Source organism: Actinophytocola sp., assembly GCF_035634895.1.
GTDB lineage: Bacteria > Actinomycetota > Actinomycetes > Mycobacteriales > Pseudonocardiaceae > Actinophytocola.
This window is the reverse complement of the sequence record NZ_DASQCC010000204.1, coordinates 37,625-59,902: the sequence shown is the minus strand read 5'-3', so window position 1 is coordinate 59,902 and position 22,278 is coordinate 37,625. Positions and strand designations below refer to the sequence as shown.

At 72.0% G+C, this 22,278-nt stretch carries 20 protein-coding genes; 7 read left to right on the top strand and 13 right to left on the bottom strand.

Annotation, left to right across the window (positions count from 1 at the left end):
* The first annotated feature begins 276 nt into the window (after positions 1 to 276).
* Positions 277 to 1,464, top strand: a complete 1,188-nt coding sequence (locus VET29_RS31005) for a tyrosine-type recombinase/integrase (protein ID WP_324927105.1) — start codon at positions 277 to 279, stop codon at positions 1,462 to 1,464.
* A 24-nt stretch (positions 1,465 to 1,488) separates the two neighbouring features.
* Here VET29_RS31005 and VET29_RS31000 read toward each other — a convergent pair whose 3' ends face one another.
* On the bottom strand, positions 1,489 to 2,049 hold the full coding sequence (locus tag VET29_RS31000; protein ID WP_324927102.1) for a TetR family transcriptional regulator: 561 nt from the start codon (positions 2,047 to 2,049) through the stop codon (positions 1,489 to 1,491).
* Positions 2,050 to 2,134: 85 nt separating this feature from the next.
* Between VET29_RS31000 and VET29_RS30995 the strand changes: the two genes are divergently transcribed.
* Positions 2,135 to 3,529, top strand: a complete 1,395-nt coding sequence (locus tag VET29_RS30995) for an FAD-dependent oxidoreductase (RefSeq protein ID WP_324927099.1) — start codon at positions 2,135 to 2,137, stop codon at positions 3,527 to 3,529.
* Here VET29_RS30995 and VET29_RS30990 read toward each other — a convergent pair.
* Genes VET29_RS30990 through VET29_RS30980 form a run of 3 tightly spaced genes read right to left on the bottom strand, consistent with a single transcriptional unit; the run spans position 3,518 to position 5,374 of the window.
* Positions 3,518 to 4,696 carry an RNA polymerase sigma factor gene (locus tag VET29_RS30990; RefSeq protein ID WP_324927097.1) on the bottom strand — a complete coding sequence of 393 codons (1,179 nt, stop codon included), beginning with the start codon at positions 4,694 to 4,696 and terminating at the stop codon, positions 3,518 to 3,520. The two genes, VET29_RS30995 and VET29_RS30990, sit on opposite strands and share 12 nt — an antisense overlap.
* Positions 4,693 to 5,025 carry a YnfA family protein gene (locus VET29_RS30985; RefSeq protein WP_324927094.1) on the bottom strand — a complete coding sequence of 111 codons (333 nt, stop codon included), beginning with the start codon at positions 5,023 to 5,025 and terminating at the stop codon, positions 4,693 to 4,695. Before VET29_RS30985 ends, VET29_RS30990 begins: the two co-directional genes overlap by 4 nt.
* Positions 5,026 to 5,035: 10 nt before the next feature.
* Complete coding sequence (locus tag VET29_RS30980) at positions 5,036 to 5,374, bottom strand: YciI family protein (RefSeq protein WP_324927091.1); 339 nt, start codon at positions 5,372 to 5,374, stop codon at positions 5,036 to 5,038.
* A gap of 97 nt (positions 5,375 to 5,471) precedes the next feature.
* On the opposite strand from VET29_RS30980, the gene VET29_RS30975 reads away from it, so the two are divergent.
* The gene (locus VET29_RS30975) at positions 5,472 to 5,888 is read left to right on the top strand and encodes a tautomerase family protein (RefSeq protein WP_324927088.1); all 417 of its coding nucleotides are present in this window, start codon (positions 5,472 to 5,474) and stop codon (positions 5,886 to 5,888) included.
* Here VET29_RS30975 and VET29_RS30970 read toward each other — a convergent pair.
* From VET29_RS30970 to kdgD, 4 genes are read right to left on the bottom strand one after another with little or no spacing between them, the layout of a single operon-like run.
* Entirely contained in the window at positions 5,872 to 6,768 is an 897-nt protein-coding gene (locus VET29_RS30970) for a 2-hydroxyacid dehydrogenase (protein WP_324927085.1), read from the bottom strand. The genes VET29_RS30975 and VET29_RS30970 overlap by 17 nt on opposite strands.
* Entirely contained in the window at positions 6,765 to 8,087 is a 1,323-nt protein-coding gene (locus VET29_RS30965) for an enolase C-terminal domain-like protein (RefSeq protein ID WP_324927080.1), read from the bottom strand. Before VET29_RS30965 ends, VET29_RS30970 begins: the two co-directional genes overlap by 4 nt.
* Positions 8,084 to 9,667 carry an aldehyde dehydrogenase (NADP(+)) gene (locus VET29_RS30960; RefSeq protein WP_324927077.1) on the bottom strand — a complete coding sequence of 528 codons (1,584 nt, stop codon included), beginning with the start codon at positions 9,665 to 9,667 and terminating at the stop codon, positions 8,084 to 8,086. Before VET29_RS30960 ends, VET29_RS30965 begins: the two co-directional genes overlap by 4 nt.
* Positions 9,664 to 10,590, bottom strand: coding sequence for a 5-dehydro-4-deoxyglucarate dehydratase (kdgD, locus tag VET29_RS30955; RefSeq protein ID WP_324927074.1), 927 nt, complete (start codon positions 10,588 to 10,590; stop codon positions 9,664 to 9,666). The genes VET29_RS30960 and kdgD overlap by 4 nt, the downstream gene beginning before the upstream one ends.
* A gap of 85 nt (positions 10,591 to 10,675) precedes the next feature.
* Here kdgD and VET29_RS30950 point away from each other — a divergent pair, with 85 nt between their 5' ends.
* Entirely contained in the window at positions 10,676 to 11,566 is an 891-nt protein-coding gene (locus tag VET29_RS30950; RefSeq protein ID WP_324927071.1) for a LysR substrate-binding domain-containing protein, read from the top strand.
* A 31-nt stretch (positions 11,567 to 11,597) separates the two neighbouring features.
* Here the strand turns inward: VET29_RS30950 and VET29_RS30945 are convergent, their stop codons facing one another.
* Positions 11,598 to 12,857 (bottom strand): glucarate dehydratase family protein, encoded by a 1,260-nt coding sequence (locus VET29_RS30945; protein ID WP_324927068.1) that lies wholly within the window; start codon positions 12,855 to 12,857, stop codon positions 11,598 to 11,600.
* Positions 12,858 to 12,941: 84 nt separating this feature from the next.
* Here VET29_RS30945 and VET29_RS30940 point away from each other — a divergent pair, with 84 nt between their 5' ends.
* Positions 12,942 to 13,400, top strand: coding sequence for an NUDIX domain-containing protein (locus tag VET29_RS30940; RefSeq protein ID WP_324927065.1), 459 nt, complete (start codon positions 12,942 to 12,944; stop codon positions 13,398 to 13,400).
* Here VET29_RS30940 and VET29_RS30935 read toward each other — a convergent pair.
* The gene (locus VET29_RS30935; protein ID WP_324927062.1) at positions 13,389 to 16,007 is read right to left on the bottom strand and encodes a CHAT domain-containing protein; all 2,619 of its coding nucleotides are present in this window, start codon (positions 16,005 to 16,007) and stop codon (positions 13,389 to 13,391) included. The genes VET29_RS30940 and VET29_RS30935 overlap by 12 nt on opposite strands.
* A gap of 41 nt (positions 16,008 to 16,048) precedes the next feature.
* Here VET29_RS30935 and VET29_RS30930 point away from each other — a divergent pair, with 41 nt between their 5' ends.
* Positions 16,049 to 16,411, top strand: coding sequence for a hypothetical protein (locus tag VET29_RS30930; RefSeq protein WP_324927059.1), 363 nt, complete (start codon positions 16,049 to 16,051; stop codon positions 16,409 to 16,411).
* A 1-nt stretch (position 16,412) separates the two neighbouring features.
* Entirely contained in the window at positions 16,413 to 17,288 is an 876-nt protein-coding gene (locus VET29_RS30925; RefSeq protein WP_324927056.1) for a hypothetical protein, read from the top strand.
* Positions 17,289 to 17,309: 21 nt separating this feature from the next.
* Here VET29_RS30925 and VET29_RS30920 read toward each other — a convergent pair whose 3' ends face one another.
* From VET29_RS30920 to VET29_RS30910, 3 genes are all read right to left on the bottom strand, one after another.
* Positions 17,310 to 18,635 (bottom strand): ferredoxin reductase family protein, encoded by a 1,326-nt coding sequence (locus tag VET29_RS30920; protein WP_324927053.1) that lies wholly within the window; start codon positions 18,633 to 18,635, stop codon positions 17,310 to 17,312.
* 120 nt (positions 18,636 to 18,755) lie between these two features.
* Positions 18,756 to 21,449: an ATP-binding protein gene (locus VET29_RS30915; RefSeq protein WP_324927050.1), complete on the bottom strand. Its 2,694-nt coding sequence runs from the start codon at positions 21,447 to 21,449 to the stop codon at positions 18,756 to 18,758.
* Between the two features lie 503 nt (positions 21,450 to 21,952).
* Entirely contained in the window at positions 21,953 to 22,177 is a 225-nt protein-coding gene (locus VET29_RS30910; RefSeq protein ID WP_324927047.1) for a hypothetical protein, read from the bottom strand.
* Between the last annotated feature and the right edge of the window lie 101 nt (positions 22,178 to 22,278).

Sequence of the window (22,278 nt, the reverse complement as noted above, 5' to 3'; positions counted from 1 at the left end):
GGGCGTCCTGGGCCGCGGCGAGCTGCTTGCAGGTCTTGCCGCCGGGCCACGTCCGGTCCGGGCAGTAGGCGAACGGCCGTCCTCCGCGCGGTCCGGGGGCAGGCAGGGGCGCCCGGCAGTGGCTGAACCCGCAGAGCGAGTCCGTTTCGACGGCTTCCACGACCACATCGATCATAGTTCGTCACTTTAGTATTAACTCTCATAACTCGATACCTCAGTTAGATATATCTTAATCACAACCTAGGTCAGCTACAGAACCGAGCTTTTGTAGCTAAGATGGTGGGCGTGACGACAGGGGAGCTGACGAGAGCGTCGGACGGGCCGTGGCCAGGCGTGGACCGGCCAGCGGAGCTGCTGGAGGAGATCGCGGAGTGGCTTGGGGGCTACGGGAACCGCGCCACGAGGCGTACGTACGCGGAAGGGCTTGGCCTGCCCGTAACCGCGGCCGACATTCGTGACTGGTTGCCGCCCGCTGGCGAGTCCGCGAAAACTGTGTGGGTTTCGAACAGTTGGCCTGCGGCCGTCACGCACTACGTGCGAGTGCTCGGCGCGTCACCCTCGGCGGAGCCAGCTCGGCACCGCCCTCCCCCGGCGGCGCGGGGACGGTTCCGGCACCTGCACTGGTTCCGCTGGTGCGCGTCCAGTGGCGTGGACCCGCTCACCGCGACGTCCACGCACGTCAAGGCCTGGCTCGACGCCCTCACCACCGCCGGTTCCGCGGCCGCCACCCGGGACCGCATGCTCGCCACCGTCAAGGCCCTCTACACCCACCTCGCCGACACCGGCCTCGCCGCCGGCAACCCCGCGGCCCTCAACCGACGCCGGCTCGGGCTCGGGGCCGCCACGGCCAGCACCACCGGCACCGTCGTCCTGACCACCGCGCAGGTCAAGGCCCTCTACGCCGCCGCCCGCACGCCCCGCCGCGGCGCCAGCGCGCTCGACACCGCCCGGGCCGCCGCCGTCGTCGCGTTGTTCACCCTCGGCCTGCGGGTCAGCGAGCTCTGCGGCCTCGACCGCGGTGACCTCCACGTCACCCGCGGCCGCCGTGCCCTGCGCGTGCACGGCAAGGGCGGCAAGACCCGCATCGTCTACCTGCACGAGGCCGCCGACCACGCCCTCACCGACTACCTCCGCGAACGCGACACCGACGCCGGCACCACCCTCACCCGCCGCACCGTCCCCGGCGACTCGCCCCTCCTGGTCACCCGCACCGGCCACCGCTACCGCCGCCAGGCCGTCTGGCAGCTGCTCCAACGCCTCTCCGCCGACACCCCGCTGCACCCGCACGCCCTGCGCCACTTCTACGTCACCACCGCCGTCGAGGCCGGCGCCCAGCTGGTCCACGTCCAGGCCGACGTCGGCCACAGCAGCATCGACACCACCGAACAGGTCTACAACAACGCCGCCCGCGACCCCTCCCGCAGCGCGGTCGACCTCGTCGGCGACGTCCTGGACCTCGGCTGAGAAAAGGCGCCCGGCCGCGCCGGGTCACCCTGCCGTGCGCGTACCCGTGAGGTACCGCTGCAGCGTGGGGGCCAGCCAGTCGACCAGCTCGTCCCGGTCCATCGCGGCGATCGGCGGTAGCCCCAGCACGTAGCGGGACAGCACGAGGCCCAGGACCTGCGTGGCGACCAGGCCGGCCCGGGTCGCGGCCTCGTCGGGCGCGACCTTCGCCACCGCGGGGCCGAGCTGTGCGGCGAAGATCTCCCGCATGCGCTCGGCCGCCGCCGGGTTGGTGACCGCCGCCCGCAGCAGGGCCATGAGCGTCTCGTCCCTGTCCCACCGGTCGACCGCGTGCGCCGCGATCCGGCGGCCCAGCGCCTCGGGCGGGACCTCGGCGAGGTCCGGCAGGCGCAGCTCGAACTCCGCGGCCGTCGCGAACAGCTTCTCCTTCGAACCGAAGTACCGCATGACCATCGCCGGATCGATGTCCGCGTCCCGGGCGATGGCCCGGATGGTCGCCCGGTCGTAGCCGTCGTGGGCGAAACGCTCCCGCGCCGCGGCGAGTATCGCGTCCTTCGTGGCGTCCGAACGCCGTGCTCCGGTCATGTCAACAACTGTAGGCCAACGTGTGTTGACATGACCATGGATCGGTGGTTACCTGAATTCAACATATGTTGGATAGGAGGTCGTGATGACCGAGGTGATCGTCGTCGGCGCGGGTCCCGTCGGGCTCCTGCTCGCCGGTGACCTGGCCGAAGCCGGTGTCGAGGTGACCGTGCTGGAGCGCCGGGACGGCACGCTCTCGAACCTCTCGCGGGCGTTCGCCGTCCACGCCCGCACCCTGGAACAGCTGGACGCGCGGGGCGTGGCCGACCGGCTCGTGGCCACCGGGACCCGGCTCCGGACCCTGCGGCTGTTCGAGCGTGCCGAGGTGGACCTGGGCACGCTGCCGGGCCGGTTCCCATACCTGCTGGTCACTCCGCAGTTCAACGTCGAGCACCTGCTGCTCGACCGGGCGGAGCAGGCCGGCGCGCGGATCGTGCACGACGCCGAGGTCACCGGCCTGACACAGGACGGCGACGGCGTCACGGTCACCACGAAGGACGCGGCCCACCGCGCCGCGTACGTGGTGGGCGCCGACGGACTGCGCAGCGCGGTGCGGGCCGCCATCGGCCAGCCGTTCCCCGGCAGGTCGGTGCTGCGGTCGATCATGCTGGCGGACGTGCTGGTCACCGAGGAGCCGCCGGAGGTGCTGACCGCCAACGGGGTCGGTGACGCGTTCGCGTTCGTCGCGCCCTTCGGCGACGGCTACTACCGGATCTTCGGTTGGGAACGCGACCGGTCCGTGCCCGACAGCGAGCCGCTCGACCTGGAGGAGGTCCGCGCGGTCACCAAGCGGGCACTGGGCACGGACTTCGGCATGCACGACGCCCGCTGGCTGTCCCGCTTCCACAGCGACGAGCGGCAGGTCCCGCACTACCGGGTCGGCCGCGTCTTCCTGGCCGGGGACGCCGCGCACGTGCACTCGCCCGCCGGCGGGCAGGGCATGAACACCGGGCTGCAGGACGCGGCCAACCTGAGCTGGAAGCTCTCCGCGGTGCTGCTTGGCGCCCCGGCGGCCCTGCTCGACACCTACCAGGCCGAACGGCACCCGGTCGGCCGCTCCGTGCTGCGCAGCAGTGGCGCGCTCATCCGCGCCGCCATGATCAGCTCGGCGGCGGGTCGCGCCGTCCGCGGTTTCGTCGCGGGCACCGCGCTGTCGGTCCCCAGGCTCCGCGCGAAGCTCACCGGGCAGCTCAGCGGCATCGGCTACCGCTACCCCGCGCCGGCCGGCGCGCACGCGATGGTCGGTACCCGCGCCGAGGACATCCCGCTCGCCGGCGGCGGCCGCCTGTACGAGGAGCTGCGGGAGCGGCGTTTCGTGCTCGTCGGCGCCGCCGAGGTCAGCGGGGTCCGAGTGGTGGCTCCGGCCGAGACCGGCGGTCCGCTGGTGCTCGTCCGGCCGGACGGGTACGTGGGCTGGGCGGGCACGGACGTCGCCGAGCTTCGCCGGGCGCTCGCCGGTTTCCTCGGCTCAGCCGAGTAGCTGGCGCAGCAGGGTGCGTTCCGCCTCGGTCGTGGCCCTGGCCAGTGCCTTCTCGTAGGCGGCGGTCGCCTCACCGGTGCGGCCCACGCGGTTGAGCAGGTTGCCGCGGACGGAGTGGTACAGGTGGTAGCGGTCCAGCTCGAGCGAGTCGACCAGGCGCAGCGCCGCGGCGGGACCGGCGACCTCGGCCACCGCGACCGCCCGGTTCAACGCCACCACCGGGGTCGGCGTGACGGCCATGAGCTGGTCGTACAGGGCGACGATCTGCGCCCAGTCGGTCTCCCCGGTGGACGGTGCGTCGCTGTGGACGGCGTTGATCGCGGCCTGCAGCTGGTACTGGCCCGGCTGGTCGCGCCGCAGGCACTCGCGCACCAGCGTCTGGCCCTCGGTGACCAGGTCGTGGTCCCAGCGGGTGCGGTCCTGGTCGGCCAGCAGGACCAGGTCGCCGCCGGGGGTCGTGCGGGTCGGGCGGCGGGACTCGCTCAGCAGCATCAGCGCCAGCAGGCCGAGCGCCTCCGGCTCGTCGGGCATGAGTGCCACCAGCAGCCGGCCGAGACGGATGGCCTCCGCGGCCAGCTCCGGGCGCGCCAGGTGGCCCTCGTTGAAGATCAGGTACACCACGGCCAGCACGCCGCGGACGCGTTCGGGCAGGTCGGCCTCGTGCGGCACGCGGTACGGGATGCCGGCGTCGCGGATCTTGTTCTTCGCGCGGACCAGGCGCTGGGCCATGGCCGGCTCGGTGACCAGGAACGCGCGGGCGACCTCCGCGGTGGTCAGGCCGCCCATGAGCCGCAGGGTGAGCGCGACCCGGACGCCGAGCGCGAGTGCCGGGTGGCAGCAGGTGAAGATCAGTCTCAGCCGGTCGTCGCGCACCGCACCCTCCTCCTCCGGTCCGGTCGTCACCAGCATGTCGAGCGCCCGGCGCTGCCGCTCGTCGCGGGTGGCCTCGCGGCGCAGGCGGTCGATGGCGCGGTTGCGGGCGGTCGTGATCAGCCAGCCGGCCGGGCTCGGCGGCGGCCCGTCGGCCGGCCAGCGGCGCACCGCCTCGACGAACGCGTCCTGCACGCACTCCTCGGCCAGTCCGATGTCGCCCACCGCGCGGACCAGCACGGACACCGCGCGCCCGTACTCGGCCCGGAAGATCTCGGCCACGTCCGCGGCGCTCATCGGCGTGGCGCGTACATGATCACGGCGACACCGACCAGGCAGATGGCGGCGCCGAGGTAGTCCCACCGGTCCGGGTGGAACTTGTCGACCACGACGCCCCAGGCCAGCGAGCCGGCGACGAAGACCCCGCCGTACGCGGCGAGGATCCGGCCGAAGTGGGCGTCGGGCTGGAAGGTGGCCACGAACCCGTACGCGCCGAGCGCGACGACGCCGCCGGCGATCCACCACAGGCCGCGGTCGGCACGCCAGCCCTGCCACACCAGCCACGCACCGCCGATCTCGGCGAGCGCCGCCAGCACGAACAACACCAGCGACCTGACGACATTCATGAGCGTGCGGTCACTGGAACGGCCGGACCTCCACCGAGAGCGGCGTGAGCACCGCGGCCAGTCTGCGGCCCCAGTCCAGCGCCTCGTCGAGGTCCGCCGCCTGGACGACCGTGAAGCCGCCGAGGAACTCCCTGGCCTCGACGAACGGGCCGTCGGTCACCAGGATCTCGTCGTCGGTGGCCTTCAGGACGGTGGCGGTGCTCGGCGGGTGCAGGGCGCCCGAGAAGACCCACGCGCCGGCCTTGCGCATCTGTTGGTTGAGGACGTCGAGGTCCTTCGTGACCCTGGCAAGCACCTCGGGCGCGGGCCTGCCCTCGGGCTGGTAGATGCTCAGCAGGTACTGCTTCATGGCGGTGATCCTTCCGCATCGGACAGCCGATCGACACTGACACGAACGGGAACCCGGGGAATCGACACCCGACCTCTGTACCTACTAGTATGTACACATGCCCTTCGTTCGTATCGACGCCCTGCGGGGCGACAGCGCGCGGCTCGACGCGCTCGGGCGGGCCGTGCACGACGCCCTGGTCGACGCCATCGGCATCCCGCCGGACGACCTGTTCCAGGTGTTGACGAGCCACGACGGCGCCTCCGGCACGGTCCGCTACGACGCCGGTTACCTGGGCGTGCGCCGCGACGACGACATCGTGTTCGTCGCGATCACGTTGCGGGGCGGGCGTACCGTCGAGCAGAAGCAGGCGCTCTACCGGCGGATCGCCGAGCTGGCACACGACTACGCGGGCACCGAGCCCCGCAACGTCCTGGTCACCCTCACCGAGAACGACCTGCCCGACTGGTCCTTCGGCGACGGCGTGGCGCAGTACGTGGATGGGGCACGCCACCTGGTCACGGCACCGGCGTGACCAGGGTCCCGTCGGTCATGAACTGACGCAGGTTGCGGAACGCCAGGTCCCCCATCGCCTCGCGGGTCTCCGTGGTGGCGCTCGCGATGTGGGGCAGCAGCACGACGTTGTCCATGCCCAGCAACGCGGGTGGCACGTTCGGCTCGTCGGCGAACACGTCCAGCGCCGCGCCCGCGATCGTGCCGGACTCCAGCGCCGCCACCAGTGCCGGTTCGTCGACCACACTGCCTCGGGCGATGTTGACCAGATAGCCCGCCGGGCCCAACGCCGCCAGCACGGACGCCGACACCAGCCCCGCTGTGGCCTGCCCGCCCGAGGTCGCCACGACGAGCACGTCAACGGCCTCCGCCAGCGCCGCCGGCGAGTCGGCGTACCGGTAGGGCACGTCGGGCACCTCGTGGCGGGAGTGGTAGCTCAGCACGCAGTCGAACGCCGCCAGTCGGTGGGCGATCGCCCCACCGATGCGGCCCAGGCCCAGGATGCCGACCCGCTTCCCGGTCACCTTCACCGCCAGCGGGAACGCGTCGTGGGCCCAGTCGCCGCGCCGCAGGAAGCGGTCCGCGGCCGACAGGCGGCGGAGGACGTCGATCAGGCCGCCCACGGCCAGGTCCGCCACGCAGTCGTTCAGCACGTCAGGGGTGTTGCTGACGACGATCCCCTTCGACCGGGCGTAGGACACGTCCGTCGTCTCGTAGCCGACGCCGAAGTGGACGATCGCCCGCAGCGACGGCATGGCGTCCATCTGCTCGGTGGTGACGCCGTACCGGGAGGAGGTGATCGCGGTGACCACGTCGTCGGCCGGCGACTCCACGATCTTGAAGTTGGCGCGCAGCGCTTCCTCCAGCGACGGCAGCAGCGGGCAGACCTGCAGAACGGTCACACGGACTCCAAACACGGTCGCTTCGGGTCGAACCGCCATCCCGGCACCAGGTACTGCATGGCGGCGGTGTCGTCGCGGGCGCCGGGTGCGGCTCGACGGTACAGCTCGTGGGCCGCCGCCACCTGGTCGAGGTCGAGCTCGACGCCGAGGCCGGGCGCGGCCGGCACGGTGAGATGCCCGTCCACCAACGGAATCGGCGAGACGGTGAGGCGCTGGCCGTCCTGCCAGATCCAGTGGGTGTCGATGGCGGTGATGTCACCCGGCGCGGCGGCCGCGACGTGGGTGAACATCGCCAGCGACACGTCGAAGTGGTTGTTCGAGTGCGACCCCCACGTCAGCCCCCATGCCTCGCACAGCTGCGCCACCCGCACCGAGCCCCGCATGGTCCAGAAGTGCGGGTCCGCGAGCGGGATGTCCACGGCGGACTGGCGTACGGCGTGGCCGAGCTGCCGCCAGTCGGTGGCGACCATGTTGGTGGCGGTCCGCAATCCGGTGGCGCGGCGGAACTCCGCCAGGGTCTCGCGCCCGGAGTAGCCGTCCTCCGCGCCGCACGGGTCCTCGGCGTAGGCGAGCACGTCCCGCAGCGCGTGCCCGTGCCGGATCGCGTCCCGCAGCAGCCAGCCGCCGTTGGGGTCGAGTGTCAGGTCGGCGTCCGGGAAGCGGGCGGCCAGGGCACGGATGACCTCGACCTCGGCCTCGCCCGGCAGCACGCCGCCCTTGAGCTTGAAGTCGGTGAACCCGTACCGCTTCCGGGCGGCCTCCGCCTGGGCCACGATCCCGGCCGCGTCGAGGGCCTCGCGATCGCGTACGGCGAACCAGTCGTCACCGTCGCCGGCCCGGTAGCCGAGGTCGGTTCTCGAACTGTCCCCCACGAAGAACAGGTATCCCAACGCCCGCACGCGATCCCGGCGCTGGCCGTCGCCCAGGAGTGCCGCGACCGGCACCTCCAGGTACTGGCCGAGCAGGTCCAGCATCGCGGCCTCGATGGCCGTGCGGACGTGCACGGCGACCCGCTGGTCGAAGGTCTGCGGCCCTCGTCCGGCCGCGTCCCGCGCGCCGAACCGCGCGGCCACCGCGGCCAGCACGGCGTTGTGGTCGCTGACCCGGGCGCCGGCCACCAGGTCGCGTGCCTCGGTCAGCGTGTCGGTGATCGACGTGCCGCCGGGCACCTCGCCGACGCCGGTGCGGCCGTCGGAGTCGGTGAGGATCAGCAGGTTCCGCGTGAAGTACGGGCCGTGCGCGCCGCTCAGGTTGAGCAGCATGCTGTCCTGGCCCGCGACCGGGACGACCCGGTACCCCGTGACGAGCGGGGGTGTCACTCGGCGGCCCCGTCACGCAGTCGCGGGATGTCGAGGGGGTTGCCGTCCCGCAGCTCCGCCGGCAGCAGGGCGGACGGCAGGTTCTGGTAGGCGACCGGCCGCAGCCACCGCTCTATGGCGAGAGTGCCGACCGAGGTGGTCGACGGTGTGGACGTCGCGGGGAACGGGCCGCCGTGCACGACCGCGTGGCCGACCTCGACGCCGGTCGGCCAGCCGCCGTAGAGCACGCGGCCGGCCAGCAGCTCCAGGGTCGGCAGCAGCTCGGTGACGGTGCCGTGGTCGGTCTCGTCGGCGTGGACGGTCGCGGTCAGCTGTCCTTCCAGGGTGGAGAGGATCTCGTCGAGCTGTGCGACGTCACGCACCCGCACGACGAGCGAGGCCGCGCCGAACACCTCCTGCTGCAGCGCGGGTTCGGCCAGGAAGGTGTCGCCGTCGGTGACGAACAGCCCGGCCTGGCCGCACGCGGCGATGGTGTCGTCGGCGCCGCCCAGGGCCACCTCGTCGACGCCGGCCGCGTCGACGAGCCGACTCACCCCGGCCACGTAGGACTGTTGGATCGTGGCGGTCAGCATCGCCGCGCCCGGCGCCGCCCGCACGGCCTCCCCGGCGGCGGCGAGGAAGTCCGTCGGGTCGCCGAGCGCGAACACCAGGCCGGGGTTGGTGCACAGCTGCCCGGCCGAGGTGGTCAGCGAGGTCACGAACGCGGTGCCGAGCGAGGCGCCGGACGACGCGAGCGCGCCGGGCAGCAGGATCACGGGGTTCACCGAGGACATCTCGGCGTACACGGGGATCGGCGCCGGGCGGGACTGTGCGGCGGCGACCAGTGCGAGTCCGCCGGAGCGGGAGCCGGTGAAGCCGACCGCCGCGATCCGCGGGTGCCTGACCAGGGCGGTGCCGAGGGTGCGGCCGTCGCCGAAGAGCAGTGAGAACACGCCCTCGGGCAGGTTGTGCTCAGCCACCGCGGCGCGGATGGCGCGGCCGACCAGCTCGGACGTGCCGGGGTGGGCGCTGTGGGCCTTGACGACGACGGGCGCGCCGGCCGCCAGGGCGGACGCGGTGTCGCCGCCCGCGACGGAGAACGCGAGCGGGAAGTTGCTGGCCGAGAAGACCGCGACCGGGCCGAGGGGGATCTTCCGCTGACGCAGGTCCGGCTTGGGCAGCGGCGTGCGGTCGGGGTCCGGCGTGTCGAGCCGGGCGCCGAGGAACCGGCCGTCGGCCACCACGGACGCGAACAGCCGCAGCTGGTTGGTGGTGCGGCCCAGCTCCATCCGCACCCGCGGTGCGGGGATGCCGGTCTCCGCGACGACACGCGACACGAGCGTGTCACCGAGCGCGTCGATGTTGTCCGCGACGGTCCCGAGGAACGCGGACCGGGCCGCCAGCGTGGTCGCCCGGTAGGCCGGGAACGCCTGCCAGGCCAGCGAGACCGCGGTGTCCACATCGGACTCGTCGCCGAGCCCGTATACGGGTTCCAGTGCCTCGCCGGTCGCCGGGTTCACGCCGCGGACCTCGCCGCCGCTCCCCCGCACGTCGGAAGCGCCGATCAGCATCGATCCCGTCAAAGCCAGTGTGGCGGTCATGCAAGCTTCACCTTCTCCACGAGTGTCCTGAGCTCATCGAACTCGCTCGGCGTCAGATCCGCCAAGGGGGGTCGCACGGGACCCGCGTCACGGCCCACCGCGCGCAGCCCCGCCTTCACGATCGACACCGCGTACCCGTTGCGCCGGTCGCGAATCTCGATGTACGGGAGGACGAACTCGTCCAGCTTGCGGTACACGGTGTCGGTGTCGCGGGCGCGGACGGCGGCGTAGAACTCCAGCGCCCACGCCGGCGCGAAGTTGAAGATCGCCGACGAGTAGGTGGTGACGCCCATTTCCAGGTACGGCAGGGCGTAGGTCTCCGCGGTGGGCAGGCCGCCGATCGACAGCAGCCGCCGCCCCAGCTTCGCGTGGACGCGGGTCATGAGGTCGACGTTGCCGACGCCGTCCTTGAAGCCGATCAGGTTGGGGCAGTCGTCGGCGAGGCGCGCGGTGGTGTCGTAGGTGTACCGGGCGTTGGCCCGGTGGTACACGATCACGCCGAGCGAGGTCGCCGCGCACACGGCCCTGACGTGCTGGACCAGCCCTTCCTGCGGCACCTCGGTCAGGTACGGCGGGAGCAGGAGGAGGCCGGACGCGCCGGCGGTCTCGGCGTCGCGGGCCATGGCGACGGCCTGCGCCGTGCCGTAGCCGGCGGGGGCGAGCACCGGGGTGCTCCCGGCGGCCTGGACCGCGGCCCGCACGACCTGGGCGACCTCGGCGGGGGTCAGCGCGGGGAACTCGCCCGTGCCGCCGGCCGCGAACAGGCCGGCGGCGGCGAAGGACGACTGCCAGGCCACGTGCTCGCGGTAGGCGTCCTCGTCGAACGCGAGGTCCGCGGTGGCGTGCGTGACGGGGAACGACAGCAACCCCGTGCCGAGTGTGTCGCGCAGGGTTTCCGGACTCAGCGTCAAGGCAGGCTCCATCGGTGTCGGGCGACTGTCTCCGAGACTATGACCGCGTCCGATACCTGTCTAAGTCCAACAACGCATTCTGCGATACCTTCCGGGCATGTCGTTCACGCTCGAGCAGCTCCGCGGGTTCGTCGCCGTCGCCGAGGAGGGCAACTTCGGCCGGGCCGCGGCGCGGCTGCGGATCACCCAGCCGCCGCTGTCGCGGCAGGTGCAGAAGCTCGAGCGCGCACTGGAGGTGCTGCTGCTGGTCAGGACGCCGCGCGCGGTGCTGCTCACCCCGGCCGGCGAGGCGTTCCTGCCGGAGGCCAGACGCATGCTGAGCCTGGCCGAGGCGGCGCCGATCACCGCACGCAACGCGGCCCGCGGCACGGCAGGCAACCTGCGCCTCGGGTTCACCGCGATCTCGGCGCTGACCGTGCTGGGCGCGTGGATCCGCACGATCTCCCAGCACCTGCCGGCGGTCGAGCTGACGCTCACCGAGATGGTCACCCGGGACCAGGTGGACGCCCTGCTCGCGGGTGACCTCCACGTGGGGCTCGCGCGTGGCGTGCCGGCGTCGGAGGTGCTCAACACCCGGCGCGTGCACGTCGAGAGCCTGATCCTCGCCTGCCCGCGCGGTCATGCCCTCGCCGAGCTGGGCAGGCCACCGGCGCTGACCGACATCGGCCGGCACGACGTGGTCACCTACACGCCGATCGCGGCCCGGTACCTGCAGGAGCTCGTGATCAGCGTGTTCCACACCGCTGGTGTCGAGCCGCGGTACGTGCAGCAGGTCAGCCAGGTGCACAGCCTGCTCGCGCTGATCGACGCGGGTGTCGGTGTCGGGCTCGTGCCGAGGTCGGCGGCGCGGCTGCGGCTGCCCAACCTGGCGTTCACGGAGATCGCCGGGCTGCGGCCGGACATCGTGGAGACGCACTGCGTGTGGCGCGCCGGGCACGGCAACCCCGCGCTCGACTCGCTGCTGCGGTTGACCGAGGCCCATTCCTAACTCATGTCCACAATGGACAGAGGTGAGACGGTCACCAGCGCGGTGGTGTCGGGTCGAAGTGCGCGTCGTGGACGCGCCGGTAGTAGCCGGTGTCGTCGCGTTCGGTGCGGCCGCAGGCCAGGTACTGCTCGTGCAGCCGGGCGAGTGCGTCCCGGTCCAGTTCGACGCCCAGGCCGGGTCCGGTCGGCACGGGCACGGCGCCGCCGGCGAACCGCAGTGCGCCGGGGACGATCACGTCGTCCTCGGCGGCCTTCCACGGCCAGTGCGTGTCGCACGCGTAGGTCAGGTTGGGGGTGGCCGCGGCGAGGTGGGTCATGGCCGCGAGGCTGATGCCCAGGTGCGAGTTGGAGTGCATGGACAGCGACAGCCCGAAGGTGTCGCAGATCCCGGCCAGTGACCGGGACCGGTGGAGGCCGCCCCAAAAGTGGTGGTCGGACAGGATCACCTGGACGGCGTCCTGCTCGACGGCCGGCCGCAGGTGGTCGAACGCGACCACGCACATGTTGGTGGCCAGGGGCATCGGCGCCTCGCGGGCGACCATGGCCATGCCGGTCATGCCGGTGGTCGGGTCCTCCAGGTACTCCAGCACCCCGTCCAGCTCCTCGGCCACGCGGATCGAGGTGCGCACGCTCCACGCGCCGTTCGGGTCGAGCCGCAGCGGGTGGTCCGGGAACTCCTCGGCGAGCGCCCGGATCGCGGCGATCTCGTCCTGGGGCGCGAACACGCCGCCCTTGACCTTGATCGCGCCGAAGCCGTAGTCGTCGACGATCCGCCTGGCCTGGGCGACGAGCTGGCCGGGGTCGAGGGCCGCGCCCCACTCGTCCTCGGGGGCGCCGGGGTGTCCGGCCCACTTGTAGAACAGGTAGGCGCTGTAGTCGACCCGGTCGCGCACGGCGCCGCCGAGCAGGTCGCTCACCGGGCGGCCGATGATCTTGCCCTGGATGTCCAGGCACGCGACCTCGAACGGCGAGAGCACGCGGTCGGCGGTGCTGCTGCCGGTGACCATGCCGGACATGCCGTGCCCGCCGACCCCGTCGTCGAGCGACCCGCGGACGCGGCGGGCGAGCTCGTGGCGGTGCCAGACGTCGACGCCGGTCAGTGCCGCGGCCGCGGCCCGCAGGCGGGTGAGGTGCTTGGCGTCGCCGTAGGACTCGCCGAGGCCGGCGGTGCCGTCCTCGGCGACCACCTCGACGATCGTCCGCAGCGCGAACGGCTCGTGCACGCCGACGGTGTTCAGCAGCGGCGGGTCGCGGAAGGCGACCGGCGTGAGGTGAACGTCCCTGATACGCACGTCTCGGAGTCTACGAACGCGGACCCCGCCGACCTGCCGCGTCCTGGACGTGCCGGCGCACGCCGCTTCACTAGGGTGACCGGCATGCCCAAGACCAGCGCCGCGTTGTTGTTGTTCCGTCGCGGGGAGTCCCTGGAAGTCCTCATCGCGCACATGGGCGGCCCGTTCTGGGCACGCAAGGACGCGGGCGCGTGGTCCATCCCGAAGGGCGAGTACACCGACGAGGAGCCGTGGCACGCGGCCGTGCGGGAGTTCGAGGAGGAGATGGGGTCGGCGCCGCCCGAGGGGCCCGCGATTCCGTTGGGCACGGTGAAGCAGTCCGGCGGCAAGACCGTCACGACGTTCGCGGTCGAGGGCGACTTCGACCTCGCGGGGTTCCACAGCAACACGTTCGAGCTGGAGTGGCCGCGTGGGTCGGGCCGCATGCGGGAGTTCCCCGAGGTCGACCGGGCCGAGTGGGTGACGGTCGAGGTGGCGCGGGAGAAGCTGGTCAAGGGTCAGGTGGCGGTGCTGGACGCGTTGCGGGACCACCTAGCGCATTGACGTCGCCACGAGCCCGGCCCACGACAGCGGGTTGGCGGCGTGCAGCCGCAGGTGCGCCTCGCGTTGTGCGCGGGTGATCAGCTCCGGTAGCGCGGTGGTGCCGTCGAGTGTCCGGTACACCTCGGAAAGCAGCGTGCCGGTCCGCCCGTCGGGCAGTGACCACGATCCGGTGACGACGTCACGGGCGCCGCTGGACAGCAGCAGCGCGAGCGCGCCGGTGGCGTCGGTGCCGGCGTCCGTGCCGGAGTAGCAGGCCGCGGCGACGACGGTCGGCGGCACCCGCATCCGCAGCAGCGACGCGACGGCGAGGTCGCCGTCGGGGAGGTGGAACCGGTAGTCCAGGCCGGCGCCGGAGCCGTGGGTGGACAGTACGAGCAGGTCGAACCGGTGCTCGGTCAGCGCGGTGATCAACGGGGTCGGGCCGGTGACCTCGGTGAGGGTGACGCGGCCGACGTCGTGCAGTTCGCGGAGCGTGGCGCGCTCGCCGACGGCGCCGCCGAGTCCCGGTTCGAACACGCCGAGGACACGCAGCGGCCCGTCCGGCTTCGTCTCGGGTGGACTCTGGGCGGCGAGGCGCAGCAGGGGCAACCGGTTGACGACCGCGCAGTCGGCCAGGACGGTCCGGTCGGCGACGGGTAGCGCGGCGATGGGCAGGTTGCGGAGCACGCCGTCGGCGCAGGCGACGACCTGTGTGGTCCGGGTCGTGAGCCAGGCGCGGAACTTCGCGGGCAGCAGCAGGTCGGCCAGCTCGTCGCGGACGTCCCGCCAGGCCGCCGGGAACGTGTCGTGGTCCGGCCGGCCGGTGTGCAGCACGCGTACCAGTGTGGACGCGGCCGCCGTCAGCTGGAACCGCCGGATTCGCGGCTGTTCGCCGGGGATGGCCCACACCGTGTACCCGGCGACGAGGCCGTCCCGCTCCCCCTCGGTCGGGGTGATCGACAGGAGTGCCCGGTCGCCGCAGGCCGCGAGGATGTCCTCGACGGAGACCGGCGCGGGCACGTAGCCGCGGGCGAAGGCCTCGCCGACCGTGTGGGCGAGCTGGCCACGCAGGAGGTCGAGTTGGCTTCGGAGCCGGGACTCACCGTGGACGCGCGGGTCGAACGAGTCGTCGAGCGACGCGGCGGACGGCGGTTGCGCGACGGCGGCGCGGAGGGCGTCGATGCGGGTGACGAGGTCGTGCACGTCGGCGGGCAGGTTCTGGTGGTTGGCGCGCAGGGTGCCGGCGAGGGTGTCCTCGCGCCAGGTCTCGGCCACCTCGATGGCGGCGAGACCCGCCTCGGGCACGCGGTCGGCGGCGCCGGCCGCGGCGACGGCGAAGCACTCGGCGCGCTGGCTCGCGTCACCGGCGAGGAGCCGGTCGCGGGTGGCGGTGGTGCCGACGGCGGCGCTGATGGTGCCGTAGTCGCGCACGGCGTGGCGGATCCGGGCGACGGCGTCACCGGTCCTGCCGAGCTTCGCCGCGACGTGGGCGGCGAGCAGGGACATGTGGAAGCCGGTGACGGGTTGGTCGGTCTCGGCGCAGCGGGGCAGGAGCTCGGCGAAGCAGGTGTGGGCCTCGTCGTACCGCTCGCCGGCGGCGAGGGCCATCGCCTGGCTCTGCAGGCTCCGCAGCCTGATGATGCCGGTGGTGCCTTTCACGCCCTGCAGGGTCCTGGCGACGGTGAGCGCGTGGTCGGTGCGGCCGAGCTGCAACGCGACCTCCACCTCGGCGGCGAGCACCTCGCTCAGCAGGTCGGGGGTGCCTTCCCGATCGACCACGTCGCGGGCCTGGGCGAAGGCCTCGTCGAGGCCCTCTCCGTTGCCGGCCAGTGCTTGCAGGCGCGCGACCTCGAGCCCGACGCGGGTCATGGCGGTGAGGACGGCGGACCGGTGTGTGGTGCTGAAGTCGACCTCGGCGAGCGCGTTGGCGGCCCGGTCGATGACGCGTGCGGCCTCGTCGTCGTCGTTGACGATCCGCAGGAGCCAGGACCGGTCCGCCAGGGCCGCGATGAGCAGGGGGCCGTCGCGGTCGGTCGACGCGGAGTCGATGACGTCGGCGTTGCGGGTCAGTGCTTCGCCGATGCGGCCGCCGCGGCCGAGGAGGTCGGCGATGCCGAGCAGGGTCTGCCGCCGGTAGTGGGCGAGCGCGCGGGCGCCGCCGAAGAGTTGCACGCCGGGGATCTGGAGGGCGCCGTCGATGGCCTCGATGGCCCGGTCGAACGCGGCCATCGCGGCCTGTGGCTCGAAGTTGATGTCGTGGAGGATGGCCTGCGCGTGCTCGACGTGCCAGGTCAGCAGTGGTCGCACGGCCGACCGGTCGCTGGTGGCGGCGGCGCGGGCGGCGTCGAGTGCCCGGCGGGCGGCGTCGAGGTCGCCGAGCGTGCCGTGGGCGCGGTGGAGGACGAGGAGCACGAGGGTCTCGTCGGTGAACCGGTGGTTCTGGTGGGCGAGCGCGGCGGCGTCCTGTCCGAGGCTGATCGCCCGCTGGTACTCACCCGCGTCGAAGGCCGCGGACGCGGCCGTGACGCCACGTCTTACTTTCACCCCGGAGAACCACCCCATGGCCCGGGTGTCGCGTGGTGTGAGCCGGCCGTTAACAAGGTGGACGGCCCGGTCGACGTATGTCACGGTTCGTCGGTTTCCTGGTGGGTTCGCGGGATGGAGTGACTGTGGAGGATCTCGTCGAGGTGGCGCGGTTGGTCCGGCCGTTCCTGCCGGAGCTGGTGGGTGCGCGCGCGGCGGACCTTGACGCGCGGATCGGCGCCGCGTTGGACGGTCCGCCGCGGGAGCGGGTCCCGCGGTTGCGTGCGGTGCTGGCGTCGGACGACGCGGTGGTCGCGTGGGTGGAGCGGGCGTTGGCGGATCCCGCGGGCGCGGTGCGGGGTTTCGAGCCGTTACCGGGTCAGGGTGAGCCGGTAACGGCGGACCGGTTCGTGTGTCCGGTCAACCGGGACGTGGTGTGGTACCGGCCGAAGGTGGGGGTGCCGGTGCCGACGTGCGGGACCCACAGCGTCGTGTTGGTGCGGGGCTGACGTGCTGACGAAGTTCTGGGAGGCGGCGGGCGGGAAGCTCGCGGACCGGTGGTTCGGGTTGGCCGTGCCGGCGTTGCTGTTCTGGCTGGGCGGCGTGGTCGCGTGGGGCGGTGTGTCTACGGTGGACTCGCTGGCGGCGCGTGGGCTGGTGCTGGCCGGCGGGCTCGCCGTGGTGGGTGGTTCGGCGGTGGTGGTCGGCCGGTTGACCGAGCCGATGCTGCATGTGGTGGAGGGTTACTGGCCGTTGTGGGCGTTGCGGTTGTGGCGTCCGGGCGCGCCGGTCGGGGACGCGCGGTTTCAGGAGCTGCACGGGCGGATCGCGGCGGGTGATCCGTCGCTGGCGCCGGTGGACTTCGCGGAGTACCTGCGGCTGGACCGGCGGCTGCGTCGCGAGCCCGCGGTGCCCTACCGGCGGATGCCGACGCGGGTGGGGAACATCCTGCGCACGGCGGAGAGCCTGCCCTTCGACAAGTACGGGTTGGACGCGGTGGTGGTGTGGCCGCGGCTGTGGTTGCTGCTGCCGGACACCGCGCGGGCGGAGCTGAGTGCGGCACGGCAGGCGATGACGGGTGCGGTGGGGGCCGGGTTGTGGGGGTTGTCGTTCGTGGGGTTCGGGGTGTTCGCGTTGTGGGCGGTTCCGGTGGGGTTGGCGGTGTTCGGGTTGGCGTTGTGGGGTTGGCTGCCGGGGCGGGCGCGGGCGTTCGGGGACCTGTTGGAGGCGGCGTTCGACCTGTACCGGGTGCGGTTGTACGAGCAACTGCGCTGGCCGCTGCCGGCCAACCCGGCCGAGGAACGCGAGATCGGGTTGGCGGTGACCAGGTACCTGTGGCGCGGTTCGGACGCGGCGGAACCGACCTTCGAACCGCCGGTTCGGTGACCCGACCACGTCCTGTCGTGTTCAGGCGAGGGTGAACTTCTCGGCGTGGACCTGGGTGGCGGGGACGCCGATCTTCTTGAGCGCGTCGAGGACGGCGGCGGTCATGGCCGCCGGGCCGCAGACGTACACGTCGCGGTCGGTGATGTCCGGGATGGCGGCCCGCATCGTCGCGGGGTCGAAGGGCCGGGCGCCGTCGGCGGTGCGGCCGGTGAGCAGGTGCACGCGCCGGGCCAACTGCCGGACCTCGTTGAACAGCACCGCTTCGCGGGGTTCCCGCACCCGGTAGAGGACGATGACGTCACCCGCGGGCCGCTCCTCGAGCAGCGCCCGGATGGGGGTGATCCCGACGCCGCCCGCGATGAGCACGACCCCTGGCCGGGTGCGGTGCAGTGACGTGAACGCGCCGTACGGGCCTTCCAGGAACACGCGGCTGCCGACCGGGACGCGGCGCAGCCCCGCGCTGGTGGCGCCGACGGCCTTCGCGGTGAGGCGCAGGGTGTGTCCGTTGGGGGCGGCGGACAGGGAGAACGGGTTGGCGAGCCACCAGTTGTTGTGGCCGGGGAACCGCCAGACGCAGAACTGTCCCGCGCGGGCCGGGAGCCGGTCGAGGTGGCGGCCGGTCACGTACACGGACACGACGTCGTCCGCCTCGGGCACGACGGCCTGTACCCGGAACTGGTGGTAGGCGTTGCGCCACAAGGGAACCACGAACCGTCCGACGAGGAGCGCGCCGAATGCGCCGAGCCACAGCGCCCACCAGTAGACGGTGGCGAACACGGAGGACCGGAAGGTGGTGGTCTCGAGTAGCTGGTGGCCGAAGGCGAGCCCGAGCGCGAGGTAGACGAGCAGGTGCAGCGCATGCCAGGTGTCGTGGCCGAGGCGGCGGCGGAGGGGGCGGGTGGAGACGACCCCGACGATGACGATGGTGGCGGCGGCGGACATGCCGAGCAGGGTGGCGGTGACCCCGGCGAGCGAGAGGAAGGTCCCGCCGAACGAGGCGTGGTCGTGCTGGGCGTAGCCGAGGATGATCAGGGTGGCGTGGGTGAGGATGGTCCACAGCAGCGTGAACCCGATCCAGCGGTGCCAGACGGTGAGCCGGTCCATCCCGACGCGACGGTCCAGCCAGGGCAGCCGGGCGACGAGCAGCAGCTGGAACATGATGAGCAGTGCGGCGTGCAACCCGAAGAACTTCGCCACGGTGAGGGTGCCGTTCTTGCCCTCCCCCGCGGCGAGGAACAGCACCTCGACGACGGCGACGTTGACCACGACGAACGTGATCACCACCCATCGCGCCCGTAAGACCGGGGGCACGGCCCGCCGCCGTGCCCGCTGACTCGTCGCTGCCATCGCTACCTCCACTGGGTCATCGGCTATTTACGAATCGCCCGCCCAGTGGTTCACGTGACCCCCTGAACATGACGAATCCACACCGGTACGTCACGGAGTGGATTCGCGTGCCGGCGTGGGTCAGCCGGTTCGGCCCATGTCCGGGCCCGTGCCGGGGAGTCGCGTCAGCTTCACGCGTACCACGGTCGCGCGGGTGGGGTTCCCGAGTTGTTCGTAGCGCTCCTCGGCCTCCTGCCACGCCGATGACGCGCCGGCCAGGTCGCCGCTGGCGTGGTGGACGTCGCCGAGCACCTCGTACGCGTGGGCGGCGGCGCCGTGCTCGGACCTGCTGATGGCCCGCTGGGCGAACCTGATGGCGGCGGCGGTGGCTCCCCGCGCCTTGTTGATCTTCGCGAGCGCGACGCACGCGGCCACGGTGACGGCCAGATCGGGAATGGCCTCCGCGATGCTCAACGCCTGTGTGCAGTGCGCCGCCGCGGACGCGTGGTCGCCCCGGTCGTGGTGGACGAGGCCGACCTCGATCATCGTGCTCGCCTGTGCCGACTGGTCTCCGCTGCGTTCCGCGAGGAACTGGGCTCGGGTCAGGTACACGAGTGCCCGGTCGGGCTGGTCCATCGCACGCAGCACCTCGCCCATGCGGTAGGACGTCCAGCACAGGCCCTGCTCGGAGTCGGTTCGCTGGGCGATCTTCATGCTGTGCCGGTACAGGTCGAGTGCCGCGGACAGGTCACCGCGTTGTGTCTCCAGCTTGCCCAGCAGGCTCAGCACGTTCACCTGCCCGACCTCGTGCCCGATGCGTTCCACGAGGCCGAGCGCGGAGTCGAGGTGGCGCCGCGCCTCGGTGTGGTCGCCGATCGCCAGGTAGACCCTGCCGATCCCCATCAACGAGGACGCCTCGCCGACCTGGTCGCCCGCGGCTCTGGCCGACCGCGCCGCGACCCGTTGCACGGACAGGCTGTCCTCGTAGTAGCCGTGTCTGTCGTAGAAGATCACGGCGGCGTCGGTGAGCCGCCAGGCGTGCCCGTGGTGCCCGTCGGCCGCAGCGCGGTGAATCATGGCGAGCACGTTGTTCCGCTCCGTGTCGAACCAGCCTTTGGCCTGTGTGGTGTCGGCGGGCTCGACCGGCTCGACCGCGTCCTCGATCGTCAGCGCGTCCGCGCTGAGCCGGCTGGGGTAGAGGCGGTGGTTCGCGTTCACGGCCGATGCCAGGTAGAAGCTCGCGAGCCGGCGGCTCGCGGCCTGCCGGGTGGCGGTTTCCTCGTCCGACTCCGCGCAGTGCGTGGCGAACACGCGAATGAGGTCGTGGAACCGGTAGCGGTCCAGTGTCTCCGCTCGTTCGAGCAGGTGGCCGCCGACGAGTGCCCGGACGCTGCGTGCGGTCTCGTCGCCGCCCCGACCGTCCAGTGCGGCCGCGGCCTCGATGCTGAAGTCCGCTCCCGGATGGAGGCCCAACAGCCGGAACAGTCGCCGTTCCGGCTCGGCCAGGGAGTGGTAGGACCACTCGAAGAAGGTCTGGGCGTTGGCCGAACCGCTGTCCTCGCCGACGTCGAAGACGAGCTGGTGGCGGTCGAGCTGCTCGGTGAACGCGGGCAGCTGGCTGGCCGGACGGGTCGCGACGTGCTCGGCCAGCAGGCTGACCATCAGCGGCAGTCCGCCGCAGAGTCCCGCGAGACGGCCCTGGTCGTCGTGCGTCACGCTGCGGCGGGTGCCGATGCGCACCCCGAGCAGCCGGGTCGCCTCGGCCGTGGTCATGGGCTCCACCTGGACTCGGCGCGCACCGGTCGTCGTGCTCAGCGAGCCGAGCCGCCGCCGGCTGGTCACGACCACCAGCGCGTCGGGCAGCAGGGTGAGCAGGTGCTCGACCTGGCCAGCATCGCGGGCGTTGTCGAGCACGATGAGCATGCGCCGGCCGGACATCAGACGGGTCAGCAGCAGTTCGCGTGCCCGGGCGTTCAGCTCCGCGTGCGGTGGGCGTTCGAGCGCGATGAGGAAGTCGTCGACCACGGTGGACTGTGGGACCGTCACCGCGGTGTCCTCGGCGAACCCGTGGAGGTCCACGTAGAGGTCGCCGTCCGGAAAGTGGCGTCTGGCCCGGTGTCCCCAATGTTTGACGAGCGCGGTCTTGCCGACGCCGGCCATGCCGTCGACGACGACCACGCCGCCGGCCATTCTGCCCGCCTGGTCGGTGGCCGCCGCGTCGAGCGCGCGCAGAAGCGCCTCGCGTCCGACGAAGTCGGCTATGTCGTGGCGGAGCTGGCGTGGAACCAGGACCGGTTCCGCGACCGGCACGGAACTCGGCCCGCCGCTCGTGCGGAGTCCTTCGTGGTGTCGCCACAGGTGCCCGGCCGCGGAGTCGTCGCCGTCGTCACGCAGCCGGTTCCGGACGGCGAAGTAGAAGGCCGTCTCGTCCTCGTACCGGCCGAGGCCGTGCAGTGCGGACATCCGCTGCGTGGCGAGTGTGACGTCGTTGGGGTGGTCGGCCTGGAGCTCGCCGGTGCGGGTCAGCACCTCGTCGTAGTCGTGGAGGTCCAGCAGCGCGGCGAGGAGCGTTCGGTTGGCGCCGAGCCAGTCGTCCTGCACGACCCGCTGTCGCCAGGCCCGCGCCGGCTCGCCCGCGAGGTCGTCGAGCGGGCGGCCGCGCCAGAGGTTCAGCGCACGTCGCGCGCACGCCACGGCCTTCTGGGAATCGCGCTGTTTCGCGTGCGCCCGGGCCTCGCCGAGTAGCGCGGTGAATCTGTAGTAGTCGATCTGAGATTTGTCGACGTTGAGCCGATAACCACCGTTGCCGGGGTCGAGGTCCGCCGGTACCGGCATTTGCCGCAGCCATTTGCGGATGCGCACGGCATATGTGTGGAAAGTCGGTCCCCGGTTAAGTGGTTGTGCGTTCTCCGCCGGCCACGCCCAGTCGATCAGGGCGTCGACGGACACCCAGCGACCAGCCTGTATGAGCAGAGCTCCCAATATCGCCCGTTCTCTGGGCCGACCCCAGTGGTCGATCACGACACCGTCGATCAACAATGCGGTCCGGCCGAGCACGCCAAACATCGTTTCGATCGGAATCCACCCCCCGAAGCTGGGTATTCAGATCACCCAGGTGAGCCCTTAGTGGCGGCATCAACTAGAGCGGATACTACTGAGCGTCGGTCGCGGGCGAGGGCGCGTGACGAAAATGAAATGCTGATGTGTAGCCAACTGATCGGTAGCGCGCGGGAAGTCCATTAACTGTCATGTATGCCGGCGTCTACCTGGCACCGGCCGGCCGACGCGCGGCGTCGTAGTCGGCCGATGCCAGGATGAACGGCTCACCGCCAGACGAACTAGGCAACTGCCCCACGTGGATCGAGGAGATCCACGATGTTGGTGATGGCGTGGGGATCGAAAAGATCAATGCCGTCGGTCACGCGGTGGGGATCGAACAGCGCCACCGTCTTGTCGGCTCCGTCGGTCTGCGGCTCGGCCGCCACGACCGCGGCAGGCGCCGACATGACCAGAACGCCGGCCGCAACGACGCCTGCGACTAACAGGCGGCCCTTGATATGCACGGGAGAAGTTCCTCCTGTCGAGTGAAGATCGACTCTAACGGGCGACCAAGATCCTACTCAGACGGGCAGCACAATTCGGAACGCGGCGTCTAACAAGGGTT

Excerpts from the sequence above, each read along its gene's own strand:
- VET29_RS31000 (WP_324927102.1), bottom strand. The coding sequence starts at position 2,049 with ATGACCGGAGCACGGCGTTCGGACGCCACGAAGGACGCGATACTCGCC.
- VET29_RS30950 (WP_324927071.1), top strand. The coding sequence starts at position 10,676 with ATGTCGTTCACGCTCGAGCAGCTCCGCGGGTTCGTCGCCGTCGCCGAG.
- VET29_RS30915 (WP_324927050.1), bottom strand. The coding sequence starts at position 21,449 with ATGCCGGTACCGGCGGACCTCGACCCCGGCAACGGTGGTTATCGGCTC.
- VET29_RS30920 (WP_324927053.1), bottom strand. The coding sequence starts at position 18,635 with ATGGCAGCGACGAGTCAGCGGGCACGGCGGCGGGCCGTGCCCCCGGTC.
- VET29_RS30980 (WP_324927091.1), bottom strand. The coding sequence starts at position 5,374 with ATGAAGCAGTACCTGCTGAGCATCTACCAGCCCGAGGGCAGGCCCGCG.
- VET29_RS30975 (WP_324927088.1), top strand. The coding sequence starts at position 5,472 with ATGCCCTTCGTTCGTATCGACGCCCTGCGGGGCGACAGCGCGCGGCTC.
- VET29_RS31005 (WP_324927105.1), top strand. The coding sequence starts at position 277 with ATGGTGGGCGTGACGACAGGGGAGCTGACGAGAGCGTCGGACGGGCCG.
- VET29_RS30960 (WP_324927077.1), bottom strand. The coding sequence starts at position 9,667 with ATGACCGCCACACTGGCTTTGACGGGATCGATGCTGATCGGCGCTTCC.
- VET29_RS30985 (WP_324927094.1), bottom strand. The coding sequence starts at position 5,025 with ATGAATGTCGTCAGGTCGCTGGTGTTGTTCGTGCTGGCGGCGCTCGCC.
- VET29_RS30990 (WP_324927097.1), bottom strand. The coding sequence starts at position 4,696 with ATGAGCGCCGCGGACGTGGCCGAGATCTTCCGGGCCGAGTACGGGCGC.
- kdgD (WP_324927074.1), bottom strand. The coding sequence starts at position 10,590 with ATGGAGCCTGCCTTGACGCTGAGTCCGGAAACCCTGCGCGACACACTC.
- VET29_RS30940 (WP_324927065.1), top strand. The coding sequence starts at position 12,942 with ATGCCCAAGACCAGCGCCGCGTTGTTGTTGTTCCGTCGCGGGGAGTCC.
- VET29_RS30995 (WP_324927099.1), top strand. The coding sequence starts at position 2,135 with ATGACCGAGGTGATCGTCGTCGGCGCGGGTCCCGTCGGGCTCCTGCTC.